At 67.5% G+C, this 20755-nt stretch carries 2 protein-coding genes; both read right to left on the bottom strand.

The features are described from left to right. Window positions 1-18972, bottom strand: an 18972-nt coding sequence (locus HLH35_RS18630; RefSeq protein ID WP_182980572.1) for a two-partner secretion domain-containing protein, incomplete at its 3' end; no start/stop codon positions are given. Beyond that, window positions 18972-20738, bottom strand: a complete 1767-nt coding sequence (locus HLH35_RS18625) for a ShlB/FhaC/HecB family hemolysin secretion/activation protein (RefSeq protein WP_182980571.1) — start codon at window positions 20736-20738, stop codon at window positions 18972-18974. The genes HLH35_RS18625 and HLH35_RS18630, both read right to left, overlap by 1 nt. Between the last annotated feature and the right edge of the window lie 17 nt (window positions 20739-20755).

Genomic DNA, 20755 nt, shown 5'->3' with positions numbered 1-20755 from the left:
GCCGATCGCCGACTGGCTGAGGCTGGTCTGCTCATGCGTCCGCCCCCCGCCCAGCAGCCCCGACGCCCCCGACACCAGCCCGGTCCCCACCGCGCCCAGCGTCCCCAGCGTGCTGCCGAAATTCCCCGCCCCGGCGCTGAACGCCCCCCCGCTCTCCGTCGCCGACCACTGCGAAACATTCGCCTCCGAACCCGCCGTCAGCGACCCCGTGCTGAAATGGTTGTCGTTCGCCGCAGCCCCGCTGCTCAGCACGCCCGCATTCAGCGTCGTGTTGCCCGCGACCGTCACGTCCAGACCGCCCGCCCCGGCATACAGCCCCGACAGCGTGCTCTCCGTCGACGCATAATGGTCCGTGATCGCCTGCCGCGCCGAACTCGCCCCACCACCGGCAATCCCGACGCCGGCCACCGGAACCGACAGGCTGGCCCCCGCCTGCGATGCCGTGCTCCGGTAACCCCCCGTGTTCAGCGGGCTGCTGATGCTCAGCGATCCCGCCGAGGCCGTCACCTGACGCCCAGACACCTCCGCCCCGTTCAGCGTCAGCGCGCCGGGCGTCGTGATCGTCACGTCGTTCGCCGCCGAAACCGTCGTATCCACCGCCGTCGCGCTCGACGACGTCGCCTGCTGGTGCGACGAACCCAGCGAGCCCGTCACGCTCAGCCCCACGCCCTGCGTGCCGACGCTGCCCGCGACCCCCACGAACGCCGAATGCGACGATGCCGAACTCGCGCTCTGCGTCGTGTCCCACCCCGCCGACAGGTTCACACCCTTCTGCGCCGCCAGCACCACGTCCTGGCCCGCCAACTGCGCCGCCACCGCGCTCAGGCTGCCGTTCGCCGCGTCGGACGCGTTGTCGCCCCGCGCCACTACCGACAGCGTCCCGCCCGCCAGCGCCGTCGAGCCCACCACGCTCGTCTGCGTCAGGCTCGACTGGCTCCGGCTCGACGAAACACCCAACCCGGCCTGCACGCCCACCAGCGCCACATTGCCCACCGACGAACCACTCGTGTTCAGCAGGCTGCCCCGGCTCGCCAGCCCCGTCGCGATCCCCGTTCCCGCCAGGAATGCGCCCTGCATCGCATCCAGCGTGCTCAGCGTCGTCCCGCCTTTGCCCGAAATCTCGCTCGCCGCCAGCGCCGTCTGCGCGATCTGCCCCGCCATCGAATCCGGCGCCAGCCCGGCGCTCAGCCCGATGCTCGTCTCCTTGTGCGACGCCGTCTGCGTCAGCCGGTCCTGCTCCGCCGTGAACGACACCGAAGACCCAGACAGCGTCACGTTCCCCGCCGCCGCGATCCCCGACCCGTCGATCGTCATCGCCCCGCCCGACGCGATCGTCACGTTGCCCCCCGTCGACGCAATCACCGACGGCGTCCAGCTCGTCGACGAACGGGACGACGCGTCGCTCCGCGCGCCGTAGCCCAGCGTCCCCGTCGCACCCCCGCTGCTCAGCGAAATCCCCGACACGCTATGCGACGCGCTGGCCTCCAGCGTGCTCCGCGTCGCCGCCTCCGTGAACGTCCCGCCTGCCGACAGCGTCACGTCGCCCGCCGCGCCCAGCACCCCCTTCACGCTCAGGTCCCCGCCCGCCAGCGCCGTTAGCGAGCCCCCCGCCGCCACCGACGAGCCCACCTCCGTCGTGCTGCTGCTGCTGTCCGAGAAGCTGCTATGCGTCAGGAACCCGCTCTTGCTCCCCGAAGCGCTGAACGACGCGCTGTTCGTCACCGAACCCAGGTCCAGGCTCTTCGCCGCAGACAGCACCAGGTCCCCGCTGCTGGTCAGCGTCGCCCCCGCCGCCGTCAGGTCCCCGCCCAGCGCCGCCAGCGTCGCATTGCCCCCCGCGCTGATCGTCGTCCCGTAATTCTCCACCGCGCTGCTGCTCACGCTCAGATGCGCGCCCGACACCGCGCTCGCCTGCCGCAGCGTCGTGTCCCCCAGCGTCAGGCTGTCCCCCGCAATCACCGACAGGTCCCCGCCGGAGCTCAGCGTTCCCCCGTTGAAGGTGATGTCCTGCCCCGCCGCCAGCCGCGCCGCACCCGTCGCCGTGATCGTCCCCACCGACGCAAGCTGCCCCTGCGTCCCGCCCGCAACCACGTAGCTGTTCAGCGTGTCGCCGTTGATGATCGACCCGTTCTGCGCAACCAGGCTCACCGTGCCGCCGGACAGCGTCCCGCTGTTCACGATATCGCCCGTATTCGCCACGATGCTCAGGCTCTCGCTGCCCGAAATCGTCCCGCTGTTATTCAGGCTCCCCGCCGTCAGCGACATGTTCTTCGCCGCGATCGTCGCCCCCTGCAACGCAACCTCGCCCGACGCCAGATACAGTTTCGGCGCCAGCACCGTCTGCCCCCCAACCTCCTCCGGCACGAACCACACGATGTCCGACGTCAGCCCCGCCTGCTGCATCGGCGTCAGCGCCTGCCCGAAGCCAAGCCCCAGCTTCGCCGCCTCGTCCGCCGCGTTCGACACCAGCGCCTGCATCTGCGCCGACGCCGTCTGGTAGCTACCCCCCAGATAGCTCTGACCCGTCGCCGACACGATCTGCTGCTGCACATATTGCTGGTCGAAACTGTCGTCGCCCAGGAACACGTAACTCGACGGCTGCTGTCCAAGACGGTCCAGCAGGTATTCCGACCCATGGAACGACGTCAGGCTCGTATAGCGCGGGTTCGTTTCGATCACATACCCCGCCGACGGCGACGGGTTCGGAACATACAGCGCAGTACCCGCCGGGATCGACGCGATCACCTGCGACACCGACGGGTCGCTCGTCGTCACGAAGCCCGGCAGGCTCAGGCTCTGCGCCGCCGCCGCACCCGTCTCATGCCCTTCCGCCGGAAGAATCCCGCCTCCGCCCAGCGTTGCCGAACCGGACGACGACCCGCCCGATTGAACGCCGCCCGGCGGCGACCCGCCCGTGTTGCCGCCTGAAACCGGTGCCGCGCCGCCCCCCGACGAAGCGCCCGACGAGGACCCAGCCGATTGTCCACCCCCGCTTCCGGATGCCGGCACCGATTGGCCGCCCGATACCGGAACCGTGCCCACGACCGGCGCCGCGACGCCGGCCCCGCCGCCCGCCGATACGCCCGACAACGTCCCGCCCGCGCCCGGTGCCGTAACCGACCCGCCCGTCTGACCGCCCGATACCGGAACCGTGCCCGCAACCGGCACCGCGACGCCGGCCCCGCCGCCCGAGGATACGCCCGACAACGTCCTGCCCGCGCCCGGTGCCGCGACGCCGGTCCCGCCGCCCGAGGATACGCTCGACAATGCCCCGCCCGCGCCCGGTGCCGTAACCGACCCGCCCGTCTGGCCGCCCGACACCGAAAGCGTGCCCGCGCCCGGTGCCGTAACCGATCCACCCGTCTGGCCGCCCGGCGCCGAAAGCGTGCCCGTGCCCGGTGCCGTAACCGACCCGCCCGTCTGGCCGCCCGGCGCCGAAAGCGTGCCCGCGCCCGGTGCCGTAACCGACCCGCCCGTCTGGCCACCCGACACCGAAAGCGTGCCCGCGCCCGGTGCCCCGACCGATCCACCCGTCTGACCGCCCGACACCGAAAGCGTGCCCGCGCCCGGCGCCGGAACCGACCCGCCACCGGCCGTTGAACCCGACACCGAAGCCAGCGATCCGGCATCGACGCCCATGCCGGACGCGCCGGATTGCCCGTAGGCGGATCGCGCGGACGCCGATGCGAACCCACTCTGCAACGCGCCGCCGGAAACACCCCCGCCGGCCGACGCCCCGCCCGACAGCCCCGTGCCCACACCGGCAAAGGCGCCATCCGACGACGGCATCGACAGCGCCGCCCCACCCGCCGCGCTGCCCGATGACGGCGGCGCGGCCGAAATCCCGCCCGGCGTGGGCCCGCCATACGTCCCGGCGGCAGCCAGTTGCGCCGAACTGGCATGCGTCACCACCGTCATGTTGTTGACCAGCCCGGTGAAGCTGCCGTTCAGGTCGTTGCCGGCCACGATCGTGCCCGACAACGCGTTGGAGGTCACGCTGCCCCACACCTCGGGCGGCCACTGCCCGTTGGTGGTGTTGATCGCCCATGCCCCGTTGAAGGCCGGGTTCGGCCCGTCGGTCGCCGGCATGTACCAGCGGCAGGCCGTGCCGTCATGGCAGGTGACCGTATAAGTCACCGATGTTTCATAGCCGACATTGTCCAGCGACGCCCCGGACAGGCGCATATCGTGGCCCGCCGCCAGGTGCCCCGCATCGTTGGTGATCGCGCCGCTGGTCGTGATCGTCAGGTCGTGCCCGGCATCGATCAGCCCTGCCGCGTTCGCCGCGCTGGCTTCCGACCCGATGCCCTGCACCACGACGAACGACCCCGCGTTGCCATCCCACATCGACGCCAGGAAATGACCCGACCCAGGCTGCCCGTCCGCCGTCAGCAGGCCCGCCGGCGTCGGAACCTCGATCAGTTCCCTGCCATAATAATGCTGCGCGATGACGCTGGTGATCGGGATCGACAGCGCCGGATACCCGTTCGACGTATCCATCGGCGTCGCATAGGTCTGATCATAGACCATCACGCCCTGCACATACGTCACCCCGCCGACGATATTGTTCGTCAGCGAACGCGCCGCGATCGTTACGTCGCCCGACCCGCTGCCGGTCAGGATCTCGCCCGAACTGTTCGTCACGTCTCCGGCGAAGGCGCTCGACAGACCGTTGATCGCGATCGAACCGCCATCCGACAGGATCGCCGCCTGGATGTTCGTCAGGTTGCCGTCCAGTGCCAGCGTCACCCCGCCCGCGCCGTCGATCAGCCCGGCATTGGCAATGTCGCCGGGCGTCGAGACCATCAGCCTGCCCCCCGCCATCAGCGCGCCGCCATTGCGCACCGACGGCGCGCTGATCCACGCATTCCCCCCGGCGATCGCCCCGGCGCCGGCATCGACCTGGTACGCCTGGCCCAGCGACAGCGCCATATCACCGCCCGCCGAGAACAGCATGCTGCCGTCAACACCCTGCGGTGTCGTGAAGGTCAGGTTGCGCGGCGCCTGCAGGCTGTCCGTCCCCGTCAGGCTGGCGGTCGTCACCGTCAGGTCCCGGCCCGATTGCAGCGTGCCGTTCGTATCGTTCAGTCCCTGCATCGCCTGGCCGCCGCCGCCGCCGGCCAGCACGATGTCGCCGCCGGTCGTCAGGATCGTGCCGTTGGTATTGTCCAGGTTCGCCGTGTAGACGACCACCGACCCACCCGCCTGCAACCGCCCGCCCGCGTTCGCAACGCCGTCCATCGCCGCGCCGCTCTGGTCCCGTGCAACCGTCAGGGTACCGCCCTGGGCCAGGACCTGCCCGCCCGTGTTCGACAGGCTGGACGCCAGCAGCGCGATGTCCGTGCCGCCCTGGATCAGCCCGTTATCGTTCGCGACCTGTCCGGCCTGGACCTGCACCGCTCCCTGGCTATCGATCACCCGGCCATTATTACGGTTGTCCAGCATCCCCGCCGTCAGCGCCAGCGTGCCGCCGCCGGCGCCCAACTGGCCGCCCTGGTTGGTCAGCGTCGCGGCCGAAATCGTCGCGCCCGTCAGGCCGTAGATCAGCCCGCTGTTCGTCAGATCACCCGACACACCCAAAGACAGTCCGCCGCCTGCCAGGATCAGGTCCGCATTGGACACACCCGCCGCCTGGACGGTCAGCGGACTGCCATAGGCCGTGATCTCGCCCCCGTTGGTCAGCGCCCCACCCACCGTCAGGCTCTGGGTCCCGTGCGACAGGATACCGCCACCCGCCTGATTCGACACGGTTGCGGCCGTCACCGACAGGCTCTGCCCGGCCCCCAGCGTCTCGATCGTCCCGGCATTGACCAGCCCGGCGTCCCCCGACAGCGACAACGCCAGCGCACCCTGCGTGCTGGCCAGCACGGCCCCGTTATCGTTGCTGAACGACCCGGCCCCCAGGGTCAGTCCACCGACCGACGCGATCTGCCCGGCATTGTCCACGGCGCCGCCAAACGACACGGTCATCGGACCGCCCGCCGTCACTTGGCTGCCACCGTCGCTCGCGTATGTCCCTCCGTTCAGCGACACCGCGCCCGTGGCCTGGATAGCGCCCCCCTGATTGGCCACCGCGCTGCCCGCCGTACCGGTCAGGCGCATGTCCCCGCCCTGCGCGAGGATGCGGCCACCGCCGTTCGACAGGCTGCTGAACGTGGCGGTCACGCCTCCGGCGGCCTGGATCACCCCGTTGCCGTTCTGCACCGCGCCCGGCGCATTGTCGTTGCTCGCCAGAACGACAGACCCGCCCGATGCCAGCACCGTGCCGCCACGATTGTCCAGCGCATCGCCCGTCAGGCGCAATCCGCCCGACGCCTGGAATACGCCCCCCTGGTTGACGAATCCCGACGCCGTCAGCGTCGTATCGCCACCCTGCGCGACGATCCGGCCCCCACTGTCATCCAGCCCCCCGCCCGCCGTGGCCGCGACCGTACCGGAAGCGGCACCGATCTGCCCGCCACGATTGGACAGGGCGCCCCCCGCCGACACGGTCGCGCCGCCACCGCCGAATACCGTTCCCGCATTGGTCAGGTCGGAGGACGCTTCTACCTGCGACAGGCCCGCGGCTCCAACGAAACCGCCATTGGACACGCCGCCGCCGCTCAGCGTCAGGTCTCCCCCGCGCGCGATCATCATCCCCGTATTCGTGGCCTGCCCCGTCACCGACGCCGTGACGTTCCGTTGCGCGGCGATCGTCCCGCCATTGGTCAGTGCGCCGAGCGTGAGATCGATCGAACCATTCGAAGCCTGGATCGCCCCGTCATTGACCGCCCCGCCGGCGGTGACCGTCACGTTGCCACCCGTACTGGCGATCACCGAAACCGTATCGGGCGTGCCGCCATTCTGTGTCGTCAGGCTGCCGGCCGACAGGGCCAGGCTCTGCGCCGCGTCGATATGGCCCGCATTCGTGACTTGGCCGGCGAAGGCCAGTGTCATCGTGCCCGACGCATCCAGTACCGACCCGCTGTCACTGGCATAGGTGCCGCCGGACAAGGTCAGGTTCGACGCGCTCTGCACGATGCCGCCATTATTGACCAGCATGCCCGAGGCCGCCGATTGGATCGTCACGCCGCCGCCCGTCGCCAGAATGGTGCCGCCCGTATTGTCGATCTGGTCGGCCTGCACCGATAGCCCCGTCGCCCCCTGCAACGTCGCGCCGATATTGGCCAGGGACGCGATATCCGCCGTCGAACGGCCGGCAAGCGTCAGCACGCCGCCATGCGCCAGGATTTCGCCGCCCGATTCGTTGGCCAGCGCGTCCGTCTTCAGGGTCAGGCCGTTTCCGCCCTGCAACACGCCCGCATCGTTCGTGACCGATCCGGCCTGCATCGCAAGCGCGCCGGTCGTGGCCAGGATCGTGCCGGCCTCGTTATCGACGCTGGCCGCCGTCAGCCCGATATTTCCTCCACCGGCACCGATCTGCCCGCCCGGACCGTTGGTCAGCGCGCCCGTCATCAGCGTCAGGCCAGCCGCGCCATAGACGGCACCGGTATTGACCAGGGCTCCACCGCCGGTCGAAGCCGTCACCTGACCGGACGCCGCCAGCGTGCCGCCATTGGTCAGCGACGCAGCGCTCAGGCCCAGGTCGCCGCCCAACGCGCTCAATTTGCCATCATTGGTCACGGCGGCCGACGCCGTGACGTTCAGCGCGCCGTTGGCCAGCATCGCCCCGTCATTGGTCAGCGCCGTCGTATCGACCGACAACCCGCCCCCCGGCGTGGCCGTCTCGATCGTTCCGGCATTGACCAGCCCTTGCGCTCCGTTCGCGAAACGCTGCGATCCGGTCACCGTCAGCGACCCATTGCCGCTCCGCGCGGCAATCAGTCCGTTGGCACCATTCTCCAGAGCGCCGGCCGTGATCGAAAGTCCCGTTCCACCGACCAGCAGGCCTTCATTGTCCAACATGCCCGACAGCGTCAGGGTCGCTCCACCCGAGCCGACCAATGTGCTGTTCTGGTCGGACGCGTAGCTGCCGGCGGTCAGCGTCAGTCCGTTCGCCGCCCCCAACGTGCCGCTCTGATTGAGAATCGACTGCATGGCGGCCTGGCCATCGGCAAGCGTCACCCCGTCAGCCCGCGACAGCACCAAGCCGCCGCTCCGATTGTCCAAGCTCTGCGCGGTCAGCGTGACGGCACCCTGACCCTGGATCGTTCCACCCTGGTTGGCGATCGCACCGCCCTGCGCCAGGACCGTGCCATCGGTGGCAATGATCTTGCCGCCACTATTATCGATCGTCTCTCCCGCAACCGAGACGACACCCGACCCGGCGCCGATCTGTCCACCCACATTATCCAGGGCGCCCGCCGCCGAAATCGTCGCCGTCGTCGCGCCGTATAGCGTGCCTGCGTTCTGTATGCCCCCGGACGACTGGATACTCACACCACCGGCCGTCGAAGCCAGCGTACCGGAATTCTGCATACCCGCCGCATCAACCGTCAGGTCGCCACCCTCGGCCAGCACCGAACCCGCATTCGACACCGCCCCATCGACCTGCGCCCGCACCAGACCCGCCGACTGGATCAGGCCACTATTGGCCAACGATGCGCCCGTCACCTGCACATCGCCCGACTGCGCCGTGCCCATCTGCCCGGCATTGCCCAGCCCACTGCCGCCGGCCGCAACCGTCAGCGCCCCGGCCTGCGCGACAATCTGCCCGGCAGCACCATTCGTCACACCCTGGCCACCCGACAGCGTCACGGACGATCCGGCCTGCACCACACCGTCATTCGCCACACTGCCGGACACCATCAACGAAACCTGGCCGCCCGCCACGGCTTCGGCTGACGCGTCCGTGGCATAACCAGCCAATGTCAGCAGCAGATCGCCCGACGCCGACAGCACACCCGCCCCCCGATCGGTGAACGGACCGCCCGACAGGGTCAGGGCGCCACCCTTGGCCGAGATCGTGCCATCGGTGTTCGTCACATCACCCGACGCCTGCACCGTCACCGGCCCGGCCGATGCCACGATCTTCCCGCCCGTATTGTCGACCAGACCCGCCGTCAGCACGATCGCGCCACTCCCCGCGCCGATCTGCCCCCCCGCATTGCTCAACGCGCCGTCAGAGCCGGTTCCCGACGTATCCACCGTCGCCGCCGTCGCCCCATACAGCGTCCCGCTGTTCGTCACTCCGCCCGGCGCCGTCACCGACAGCGCCCCGGTCGTCGAACCCACTTCGCCGGAATTCGTGACACTCGACGCACCCAGCGTCAGGTCACCGCCCTCGGCCAGCACCGAACCCATATTCGAGGCCGCACCATCAACCTGTGCCTGCACCAGCCCCACCGACTGGATCAACCCGCCATTGGCCAGCGACGCACCCGTCACCTGCACGTCACCCGACTGCGCCGTGCCCATCTGCCCAGCATTGCCCAGCCCAGTGCCGCCGGCCACAACCGTCAGGTCCCCGGCCTGTGCGACAATCTGCCCGGCAGCAGTATTCGTGATGCCACTCCCACCAGAAATTTCCAGACTGTGTCCCGAGAGAATCAGACCGTCGTTCCACACCGCTCCTGTCGCCACCAGATCCAACATGTCAGTGGCGGAAAGAGACGCATTCTGTGTTCCGCTATACCCGGTGACCGTCGCCGTCAGGTCGCCCGACGCATACAATGCACCGCTTCCGCCATTCGTCAGCACGCCGCCCGACAGGGTCAGGTCTCCACCCTTGGCCGAGATCGTGCCATCGGTGTTCGTGACATCACCCGACGCCTGCACCGACACCGCCCCGGCCGACGCCACGATCTTCCCGCCCGTATTGTCCAACGGTCCCGCCGTCAGCACAATCGCGCCACTCCCCGCGCCGATCTGCCCGCCCGCGTTGCTCAGTGCCCCGTCAGACCCGGTGCCCGACGTGTCCACTGTTGCCGTCGTCGCCCCATACAGCGTCCCGCTGTTCGTCACCCCACCCGGAGCCGTCACCGACAGCGCCCCGGTCGTCGAGCCCACCTCGCCCGAGTTCGTGACGCTCGACGCACCCAGCGTCAGGTCGCCACCCTCGGCCAGCATCGCACCCGCATTCGATGCAGTCCCGCCCACCTGCGTCTTCACCAGCCCCGCCGACTGGATCAACCCGCCATTGGCCAACGATGTGCCCGTTACCTGCACATCACCCGACTGCGCCGTGCCCATCTGCCCGGCATTGCTCAGCCCACTGCCGCCGGCCGCAACCGTCAGGTCCCCCGCCTGCGCGACAATCTGCCCGGCAGCACCATTCGTCACACCCTGGCCGCCCGACAGGCTCAATTCCATCCCAGCCGACAGAATGCCGTCATTCTGCACCGGCCCCGACGCCATCAGCGTCGCCGCCCCGGTCGCGCCAGCCGAGGCATCTTGGTCGGCGGTATAGCCCACAACCGTCGCCGTCAGGTCGCCCGACGCATACAATGCACCGGTTCCGCCATTGGTCAGCACGCCGCCCGACAGGGTCAGGTCGCCGCCCTTGGCCGAGACCGTACCATCGGTGTTCGTCACATCACCCGACGCCTGCACCGACACCGCCCCGGCCGACGCCACGATCTTCCCGCCCGTATTGTCCAACGGTCCCGCCGTCAGCACGATCGCGCCCGACCCCGCGCCAATCTGCCCGCCCGCGTTGCCCAACGCGCCATCCTGCGCATCTACTGTCGCCGTCGTCGCCCCATACAGCGTCCCGCTGTTCGTCACCCCACCCGGAGCCGTCACCGACAGCGCCCCGATCGCCGAGCCCACCTCGCCCGAGTTCGCGACGCTCGACGCAACCAGCATCAGGTCGCCACCCTCGGCCAGCATCGCACCCGCATTCGATGCAGTCCCGCCCACCTGCGTCTTCACCAGCCCCGCCGACTGGATCAACCCGCCATTGGCCAACGATGTGCCCGTTACCTGCACATCACCCGACTGCGCCGTGCCCATCTGCCCGGCATTGCTCAGCCCACTGCCGCCGGCCGCAACCGTCAGGTCCCCCGCCTGCGCGACAATCTGCCCGGCAGCACCATTCGTCACACCCTGGCCGCCCGACAGGCTCAATTCCATCCCAGCCGACAGAATGCCGTCATTCTGCACCGGCCCCGACGCCATCAGCGTCGCCGCCCCGGTCGCGCCAGCCGAGGCATCTTGGTCGGCGGTATAGCCCACAACCGTCGCCGTCAGGTCGCCCGACGCATACAATGCACCGGTTCCGCCATTGGTCAGCACGCCGCCCGACAGGGTCAGGTCGCCGCCCTTGGCCGAGACCGTACCATCGGTGTTCGTCACATCACCCGACGCCTGCACCGACACCGCCCCGGCCGACGCCACGATCTTCCCGCCCGTATTGTCCAACGGTCCCGCCGTCAGCACGATCGCGCCCGACCCCGCGCCAATCTGCCCGCCCGCGTTGCCCAACGCGCCATCCTGCGCATCTACTGTCGCCGTCGTCGCCCCATACAGCGTCCCGCTGTTCGTCACCCCACCCGGAGCCGTCACCGACAGCGCCCCGATCGCCGAGCCCACCTCGCCCGAGTTCGCGACGCTCGACGCAACCAGCATCAGGTCGCCACCCTCGGCCAGCATCGCACCCGCATTCGATGCAGGCCCGCCCACCTGCGCCTGCACCAGACCCGCCGACTGGATCAGGCCACTGTTGGCCAGCGATGCAGCCGTCACCTGCACATCGCCCGACTGCGCCGTACCCATCTGCCCGGCATTGCTCAGCCCACTGCCGCCGGCCGCAACCGTCAGGTTCCCGGCCTGCGCGACAATCTGTCCGTCAACACCATTCGTTACGCCCTGGACGCCCGACAGCGCCAGGCTGCTTCCCGACAGAAGCTGACCATCATTCTGCACCGCATCTGCAACAGTCAGCACCACCGCACCAGCGGCGGAAAGCGACGCATTCTGCGCCGAGCTGTAGCCCGCAACCGTCGCCGTCAGGTCGCCCGACGCATATAACGCGCCGGCTCCGCCATTGGTCAGCACGCCGCCCGACAGGGTCAGGTCGCCGCCCTTGGCCGAGACCGTACCATCGGTATTCGTGACATCACCCGACGCCTGCACCGTCACCGGCCCGGCGGATGCCACGATCTTTCCGCCTGTATTATCGACCAGACCCGCCGTCAGCCCGATCGCGCCACTCCCCGCACCGATCTGCCCGCCCGCGTTGCTCAGTGCCCCGTCAGACCTGGTTCCCGACGTATCCACCGTCGCCGTCGTCGCCCCATACAGCGTCCCGCTGTTCGTCACCCCGCCCGGCGCCGTCACTGACAGGGCCCCGGTCGCCGAGCCCACCTCGCCAGAATTCGTGACAACCGACGCATCCAGCGTCAGATCGCCACCCTCGGCCAGCATCGTGCCGGTGTTCGACACCGCACCATCGACCTGCGCCCGCACCAGACCCGCCGACTGGATCAGGCTACTATTGGCCAGCGACGCACCCGTCACCTGCACGTCACCCGACTGCGCCGTGCCCATCTGCCCGGCATTGCTCAGCCCACTGCCGCCGGCCGCAACCGTCAGCGCCCAGGCCTGCGCGACAATCTGCCCGGCAGCACCATTCGTCACACCCTGGCCGCCCGACAGGCTCAATCCCCTCCCTGCCGACAGAATGCCGTCATTTTGCACCGTATCTGCAGCGGTCAGCGTCACCGCGCCAGCGGCGGAAAGCGACGCGTCCTGCGCCGCGCTGTAGCCCGCGACCGTCGCCGTCAGATCGCCCGACGCATACAATGCACCGCTTCCGCCGTTGGTGAGCAGGCCACCCGACAGGGTCAGGTCGTCGCCCTTGGCCGAGATCGTGCCGTCGGTATTCGTGACATCACCCGATGCCTGCACCGTCACCACCCCGGCCGATGCCACGATCTTTCCGTCTGTATTATCCAACGACCCCGCCGTCAGCACGATCGTGCCCGTACCCGCACCGATCTGACCGCCCGCATTGCTCAACGCGCCATCCAACCCGATGCCCGACGTATCCACCGCCGCCGTCGTCGCCCCATACAGCGTCCCGCTGTTCGTCACCCCGCCCGGCGCCGTCACTGACAGCGCCCCGGTCGCCGAGCCCACCTCGCCAGAATTCGTGACGCTCGATGCCTCCAGCGTCAGATCGCCACCCTCGGCCAGCATCGTGCCGGTGTTCGACACCGCACCATCGACCTGCGCCCGCACCAGACCCGCCGACTGGATCAGGCTACTATTGGCCAGCGACGCACCCGTCACCTGCACGTCACCCGACTGCGCCGTGCCCATCTGCCCGCTATTGCCCAGCCCGGCGCCACCGGCCGCAACCGTCAGGTCCCCCGCCTGCGCCACGATCTGCCCGTCCGGGCCGTTCGCCACGCCCTGGCCGCCGGACAGGCTCAATCCCGTCCCTGCCGACAGAATGCCGTCATTTTGCACCGTATCTGCAACGGTCAGCATCACCGCACCAGCGGCGGCAAGCGACGCGTCCTGCGTCGCGCTATAGCCCGCGACCGTCGCCGTCAGATCGCCCGACGCATATAACGCGCCGGCCCCGCCATTGGTCAGCAGGCCGCCCGACAGGGTCAGGTCCCCACCCTTGGCCGAGACCGTACCATCGGTATTCGTCACCTCACCCGACGCCTGCACCGTCACCGGCCCGGCAGACGCCACAATATTCCCGCCCGTATTGTCCACCGGGCCCGCCGTCAGCACGATCGCACCCGTGCCCGCACCGATCTGACCGCCAGCGTTGCTCAGCGCGCCGTCAGAGCCGGTTCCCGACGTATCCACCGTCGCCGCCGTCGCCCCATACAGCGTCCCGCTGTTCGTCACTCCGCCCGGCACGGAGGCACTGACGCTCCCCGTGGTCGAAGCAAGCGTTCCGGTATTCTCTAAGCTCGATGCCTCCAGCGTCAGGCTACCGCCTTGAGCCTGCACCTTGCCCGCATCTGTGGCATCGCCCACGACGTTCACGCTGATCGCGCCCGCCGATTGGATCAAGCCCCTATTAGCCAGCGACGCCCCCGTCACCTGCACATTGCCCGACTGCGCCGTGCCCATCTGCCCGGCATTGCTCAGCCCAATACCGCCGGCCGCAACCGTCAGGTTCCCGGCCTGCGCGACAATCTGTCCGTCAACACCATTCGTTACGCCCTGGACGCCCGACAGCGCCAGGCTGCTTCCCGACAGAAGCTGACCATCATTCTGCACCGCATCTGCAACAGTCAGCACCACCGCACCAGCGGCGGAAAGCGACGCATTCTGCGCCGCGCTGTAGCCCGCGACCATCGCCGTCAGGTCGCCCGACGCATACAATTCACCGCTTCCGCCATTCGTCAGCACACCACCCGACAGGGTCAGGTCCCCACCCTTGGCCGAGACCGTACCATCGGTGTTCGTCACATCACCCGACGCCTGCACCGTCACCGCCCCGGCAGACGCCACGATCTTCCCGCCTGTATTATCGACCAGACCCGCCGTCAGCACGATCGCGCCAGTCCCCGCGCCGATCTGACCGCCCGCATTGCTCAACGCGCCATCCAACCCGATGCCCGACGTATCCACCGTCGCCGCCGTCGCCCCATACAGCGTCCCGCTGTTCGTCACTCCGCCCGGCGCCGTCACCGACAGCACTCCGGTCGTCGAGCCCACCTCGCCAGAATTCGTGACGCTCGATGCAACCAGTGTCAGGTCGCCACCCTCGGCCAGCATCGAACCCGCATTCGAGGCAAGCCCGCCCACCTGCACCTTCACCAGACCCGCCGACTGGATCAGCCCGCCATTGGTCAGCGATGCGCCCGTAACCTGCACATCGCCCGACTGCGCCGTGCCCATCTGGCCGCTATTGCCCAGCCCACTGCCGCCGGCCGCAACCGTCAGGTTCCCGGCCTGCGCGACAATCTGTCCGTCAACACCATTCGTTACGCCCTGGACGCCCGACAGCGCCAGGCTGCTTCCCGACAGAAGCTGACCATCATTCTGCACCGCATCTGCAACAGTCAGCACCACCGCACCAGCGGCGGAAAGCGACGCGTCCTGCGCCGCGCTGTAGCCCGCGACCGTCGCCGTCAGATCGCCCGACGCATATAACGCGCCGGCCCCGCCATTGGTCAGCACACCGCTCGACAGGGTGAGATCCCCACCCTTGGCCGAGATCGTGCCGTCAGTATTCGTCACCTCACCCAATGCCTGCACCGTCACCGGCCCGGCAGACGCCACGATCTTCCCGCCCGTATTGTCGACCAGACCCGCCGTCAGCACGATCGCGCCAGTCCCCGCGCCGATCTGTCCGCCCGCATTGCTCAACGCGCCATCAGACCTGGTTCCCGACGTGTCCACCGTCGCCGTCGCCCCATACAGCGTCCCGCTGTTCGTCACCCCGCCCGGTGCCGTCACCGACAGGACAGCACTCGATTGCAATACGCCGCTATTGGCGAGTTGAGTCGTCGAAACCCTGGTATCGCCAGACGTCGCCGTCCCCATCGATCCGGCATTGACAACGCCTTCACCGCCGGCCGTCAGCGTGAGCGAACCGTTCTGGGCGGTCATCACGCCTTCCGCCCCAATTGCAACACTCTGCTGCGCCGTGACGGTCAGCGAACTGGCCGACAAAAGCGACCCGTCATTCTGCACAGATCCGGTCGCCGTCAGCATCAATCGGCCATCCGTCATCGCGGATGCCTGAGCACCCGCCGAATAGGCGGCAAGATTTGCCATCAGGTCACCCGACGCGTAGAGCGCACCGGTCCCACCATTGGTAAGTTGACCACCTGATAAGGTAAGATCCCCACCTTTGGCCGAGATAGCGCCATTGGTGTTCGTGACATCGCCCGACGCTCGCACCGTCACCGGCCCGGTAGACGCCACGATCTTCCCGCCCGTATTGTCCACCGGGCCCGCCGTCAGCACGATCGCACCGGTCCCCGCGCCGACCTGCCCGCCCGCATTGCCCAACGCGCCACCCTGCGCATCAACCGTCGCCGTCGTCGCCCCATACAGCGTTCCGCCGTTCGTCACACCGCCCGACGCGGAAACACTGATACTCCCTACATTCGAAGCGAGCGTTCCGGTATTCTCCAAGCTCGCTGCGTCAACCGTCAGGCTAACACCCTGAGCCAGCACCTTGCCCGCATTGGTGACATCACCCGTAACATTCACGCTGGTCGCGCCCGCCGACTGGATCAGGCCGTTATTCGCCAGCGACGCCCCCGTCACCTGCACATCACCCGACTGCGCCGTGCCCATCTGCCCAGCGTTGCTCAGCCCACTGCCGCCGGCCGCAACCGTCAGCGCCCCGGCCTGCGCGACAATCTGCCCGGCAGCACCATTCGTCACACCCTGGCCACCGGAGAGCGTCAGAAACGATCCGGCCTGCACCACCCCGTCATTCGCCACACTGCCGGACGCCATCAACGAAACCTGGCCGCCCGCCACGGCTTCGGCTGACGCGTCCGTGGCGTAACCAGCCAATGTCAGCAGCAGATCGCCCGACGCCGACAGCACACCCACCCCCCGATCGGTGAACGGACCGCCCGACAGGGTCAGATCTCCACCCTTGGCCGAGATCGTGCCATCGGTGTTCGTCACCTCGCCCGACGCCTGCGCCGACACCGCCCCGGCAGACGCCACGATCTTCCCGCCCGTATTGTCCAACGGTCCCGCCGTCAGCCTGATCGCGCCACTCCCCGCGCCGATCTGCCCGCCCGCATTGCTCAACGCGCCGTCAGACCCGGTTCCCGACGTATCCACCGTCGCCGTCATCGCCCCATACAGCGTCCCGCTGTTCGTCACCCCACCCGGAGCCGTCACCGACAGCGCGCCACTTGACTGCAGTAAGCCGCTGTTGACGAGTTGAGACGTCGAAATCTTGACATCTCCGGACGTCGCGGTGCCCATCGATCCGGCATTGGATATACCGACACCACCAGCTGTCAGCGTCAACGCACCATTCTGAGCGGTCATCGCGCCGCCCGCCCCGATCGCAATGCCCTGCTGCGCAGCGACGGTCAGCGGGCCGGCGGAGAGAACCGTCCCGCCAGTCTGCACACTCCCGGTCGCCAACAGCATCAGTTGTCCAGCCGCTATCGCCGACGCCTGAGCATCCGCTGCATAATCGGAAAGGTTGGCCTTCAGATCGCCCGAGGCATAGAGCGCACCAGTTCCACCGTTAGTGAGCTGGCCACCCGACAGCGTCAGACCCCCACCCTTGGCCGAGATCGTACCGTCGGTGTTCGTGACGTCGCCTGACGTCTGTACCGTTACCGCCCCGGCCGACGCCACGATCTTCCCGCCCGTATTGTCGACCGGCCCCGCCGTCAGCACGATCGCGCCAGTCCCCGTGCCGATCTGTCCCCCCGCATTGCTTAACGCGCCCTGCGCATCAATCGTCGCCGCCGTCGCCCCATACAGCGTCCCGCTGTTCTGAATGCCATCCGAGATAAGGATGTCGAGACTGCCCTGCGGAGAAGCCAGCGTTCCTCCATTCGCAAGCGTTCCGGCCTGGATCGTGACGCTATTGCCTCCTTCCAGACTGCCCGTATTGGTCAGCGCGGCGACGGAAGGCAGAGCCAGGCTGTTGCCCGCGAAGATTGTCCCGGCATTGCTCAATGCCGGGACATTCAGTTGCATACCACCCGTGGCCGTGATGCTACTGTTCCCGTCATTGGTCAGGCTGGACGCCGCCACCTGCAGGTCGCCCCCTTGGGCCGCAATTTGGCCGTTCGTCTGGCTGACCGGTCCTTGCGCGGTCAGTATGACGACGCCGGACTGCGCGCCCAATGTGCCCGCATTCGTAATCTCGGCGCCGCTCCGCAGGGTCAGCCCCGTTTGCGCCGCTATGGTTCCGCCCGCGTCATTGGCGATATGCGCGCCGTGCAGGCTGATGGTACCGGCCGCCGCGCCAATGCTCCCGCCATTCACCAGCGATCCGCCGGCTGTCACAGTCATACCCGCAGTTCCGGCGGCGTTCAGCGCTCCCGAATTCCGGATGTCGGTACCCGCGACTGACAAACCTTGCCCCGCCGTTAACTGACCGGCGTTAGAGATCGCGCCCGCGCTTGCGACCTGAGTCGAACCGCCGGCCTGCAACGCGCCGGTGTTCTGGACGCCCCCCGCCGTCACAGTGACATTACCCGTGGCCGACATGGAGCCGTTGAGCACAAGTTGCCCATCGGCCGTCAGGGTCATGTCCCCGGCATTGGCCGCCATCTGCCCGGCAACACGGACACCGGCACCCGCCTCATTGACCAGCATCGAAATACGACCAGCATACATCCCGCCCAGGGCGGAACTGTCGATTGCGTATTCCGGCGCTGTCGAACCATCAGGCGCCAGCGGCTGAACGGCTCCCGTCTGATAATCGATACGGTTGCGGCCAACCACCAACTGCACGTTCTGCGCATTGACCTGGGCTTCCAGCGCGACCCTGCGGCTGAGGATATCCAGGACTGGTACGGTCGTGAAATCCCCGCCCTTGCCTTGAAACGCGATGACACCGTCACTGACGGTGAGCGCCGAGAGCTGTCCGGCGGCATCGATTTCAGGGCGACCGGTCGCCAGGGTCACGCGGCCGGTATTGATGAACCCACATCCCGCGCAGGTAATGCCATTGGGATTGGCCACCACCACGTTGGCCTTCTGACCGGCCACTTCGGTATAGCCCAGCATCTGACTGGCCTGCGAGCCGGTCACCTCATTGAGGATGACGCTCGCTGCCTGCCCGTGCAGATTGGCATTGGCGTAGACATAGCCACCCAATTTGGTCTGAGTGGCCTGCGTCGCATTATTGAGAATCAGGCCGCTCGGCGCGACATTATATTGAGTGAGAAGATTGTGCGATAATCCGGCGGCATTAGGCGTGGCAACATTCATCTGCTGGACGCCATTGGCGGTCGTATCGAGTGACGGTGCCGCCGCCGTCGGATTGGTTCGCGTATCGACAACGATCGTCGGCGCCGCCTGTTGCGCACTCGCCAGCCCAGGTGCCAGGGCAAGAGCAAGACTCGTACCGCCGCTGACGGTACGGTGAAGGAGGCGGCGGACGATCATCCATGCCATCAGAACCTTACTCCGGCCCGAAACGCCGCGATCCAACCTTCTGCGGGAAGGGGGCCGCGCGCGATCGCGTGCGTGGCGCTCGCATCCCAGAACACGACACCAGAGGATTTTCGAAGCCCGATTCCGCTGCCGGCGATATTGCCGCCCCTGAGCGCGGGCGGCAGCGTGGTCGAGTGATAGCCGGCCCGCGTCATGCCCACGTCGAAAATCGCGTAAAATTCCGTTCCTTCAACGAAGACACGGCAGAACCCGGTATAGGTACCGCAATGATTCGCCGTCCCCGGATGTGCCAGCATCCAGGAAAAATCATTGCGCATATAGAGGCCATCATTGCCCAGAAGCATCTGGCTCAGGAAGCCACGTACAGTATACGGGCCGCCGACCTGCAATTGCTGCGTGGAGAACTGATCACGCGTGCTATATTCGCCATGAAGCGACGTGTGCCACAACACGCTACCCGGAAGGGGTTTATATCCATCGATATCCAGGGTCGGCTTCATATACCGTGTATGTGGATCTCCGGCACCAGGATACGTGATCGAAGAATAAGTTCCGACGCCACCGACATAGAACTGTATCCCCACTGTGATGTACCAGATCCCACCCCATGCCTTGAGGGACTCTGTCCCTTGCGCCGACACAGATGCCTGCCGGGCACTTTGCGTGTAAAGCCGCGTGCGATCCAAGGTCGAAAGGAAGGATTTCAGTTCGTACCCGGCCTGCAAGGTGGTGACCCCAACCCGGTTGCGGGCTACAACGCGCGACAGCCCGATCCGAAAATCCTTGCGTCGTCCCGCAAGGCGATAATCCTGGTTCAACGTCTCGATATGATAGACATCGTTCGACATCCACCACCCGCCGGACAGAGTCCATGGACCATATGGAATAGCCCCGTTCGCGGAAATATACTGCGTTCCCCGGCGCCCGGCATCGCCCACCAGGGAATGGTCATATTCAAATGACCACATATCCAGCATTCCCAATGGATCGTCCGCCCTGAGTTGGGCGTGGCCCGTTTCATGACCTGTCTCATACTGGCCGTTATCATCCGCCCAAACCTGCCCATGCAGTATCCCCGGCGATGATTGTGTGATCTTTACTGACGATGTACCGGGGCGCCTACCCGGCACGATCTGCATCCTGGCGGACCAGCTCGGTAGCCGGTTCATCTGGTCCAGCCCCTGCTCAAGATCCCGCAAGTTCAGGATATGTCCCTTCAAGCCCGGAAAGGCGGCCGTCTCATGCCAGCGCGGTCTGACGCCCGAGAACGCGAATCCGTCGAGCCCACCTTCAACGACGACAATCCGTAAGGTGCCATCACGCAGCGACTGCTCCGGCAGATACGCGCGTGACGTGACGTGCCCCTGTGCCAGATAGGCCCCATTGATGTCATCGAGCGCGTGATTGAGGTCCGCAACCAGCAGGCAACGACCGCTATACCGCGCCATCACTGTCCGCAGCTCGATTATAGGCAAGTGCGGTGCGTTTTCGATCGCAACGCTTGTGATGGGCACGCAAGTGCGCGACGGCGTCCTGGTATGTGGCGCAGTGATAAACTGCGTATTGCTATCCGGGGGCGGCAGCATGTCGAGTTGCTGCTGCCGCTGTTGGTACCGCTGAAACTGGTCTTGTGACGATCCGGGGCCAGCCGGCAACCCGCTCTCACCGGGCGTGGCGCCCTCACCGAATGGCGCAGCCCAAGCCAGAACCGGGAAAAACCATGGCGTTGCGAGAAGAAGAAGAAATCTCGCGGACCTGAAGGTCATACTTCACACCACCATGG

Origin of the sequence: Gluconacetobacter asukensis, from assembly GCF_014174375.1 — a bacterium.
Taxonomy (GTDB): domain Bacteria; phylum Pseudomonadota; class Alphaproteobacteria; order Acetobacterales; family Acetobacteraceae; genus Gluconacetobacter; species Gluconacetobacter asukensis.
This window is presented reverse-complemented; position numbering and strand designations above follow the sequence as displayed.

What these genes read in the sequence shown, in the direction of transcription:
- HLH35_RS18625 (WP_182980571.1), bottom strand. Translation starts at nt 20,738, where the DNA reads ATGACCTTCAGGTCCGCGAGATTTCTTCTTCTTCTCGCAACGCCATGG.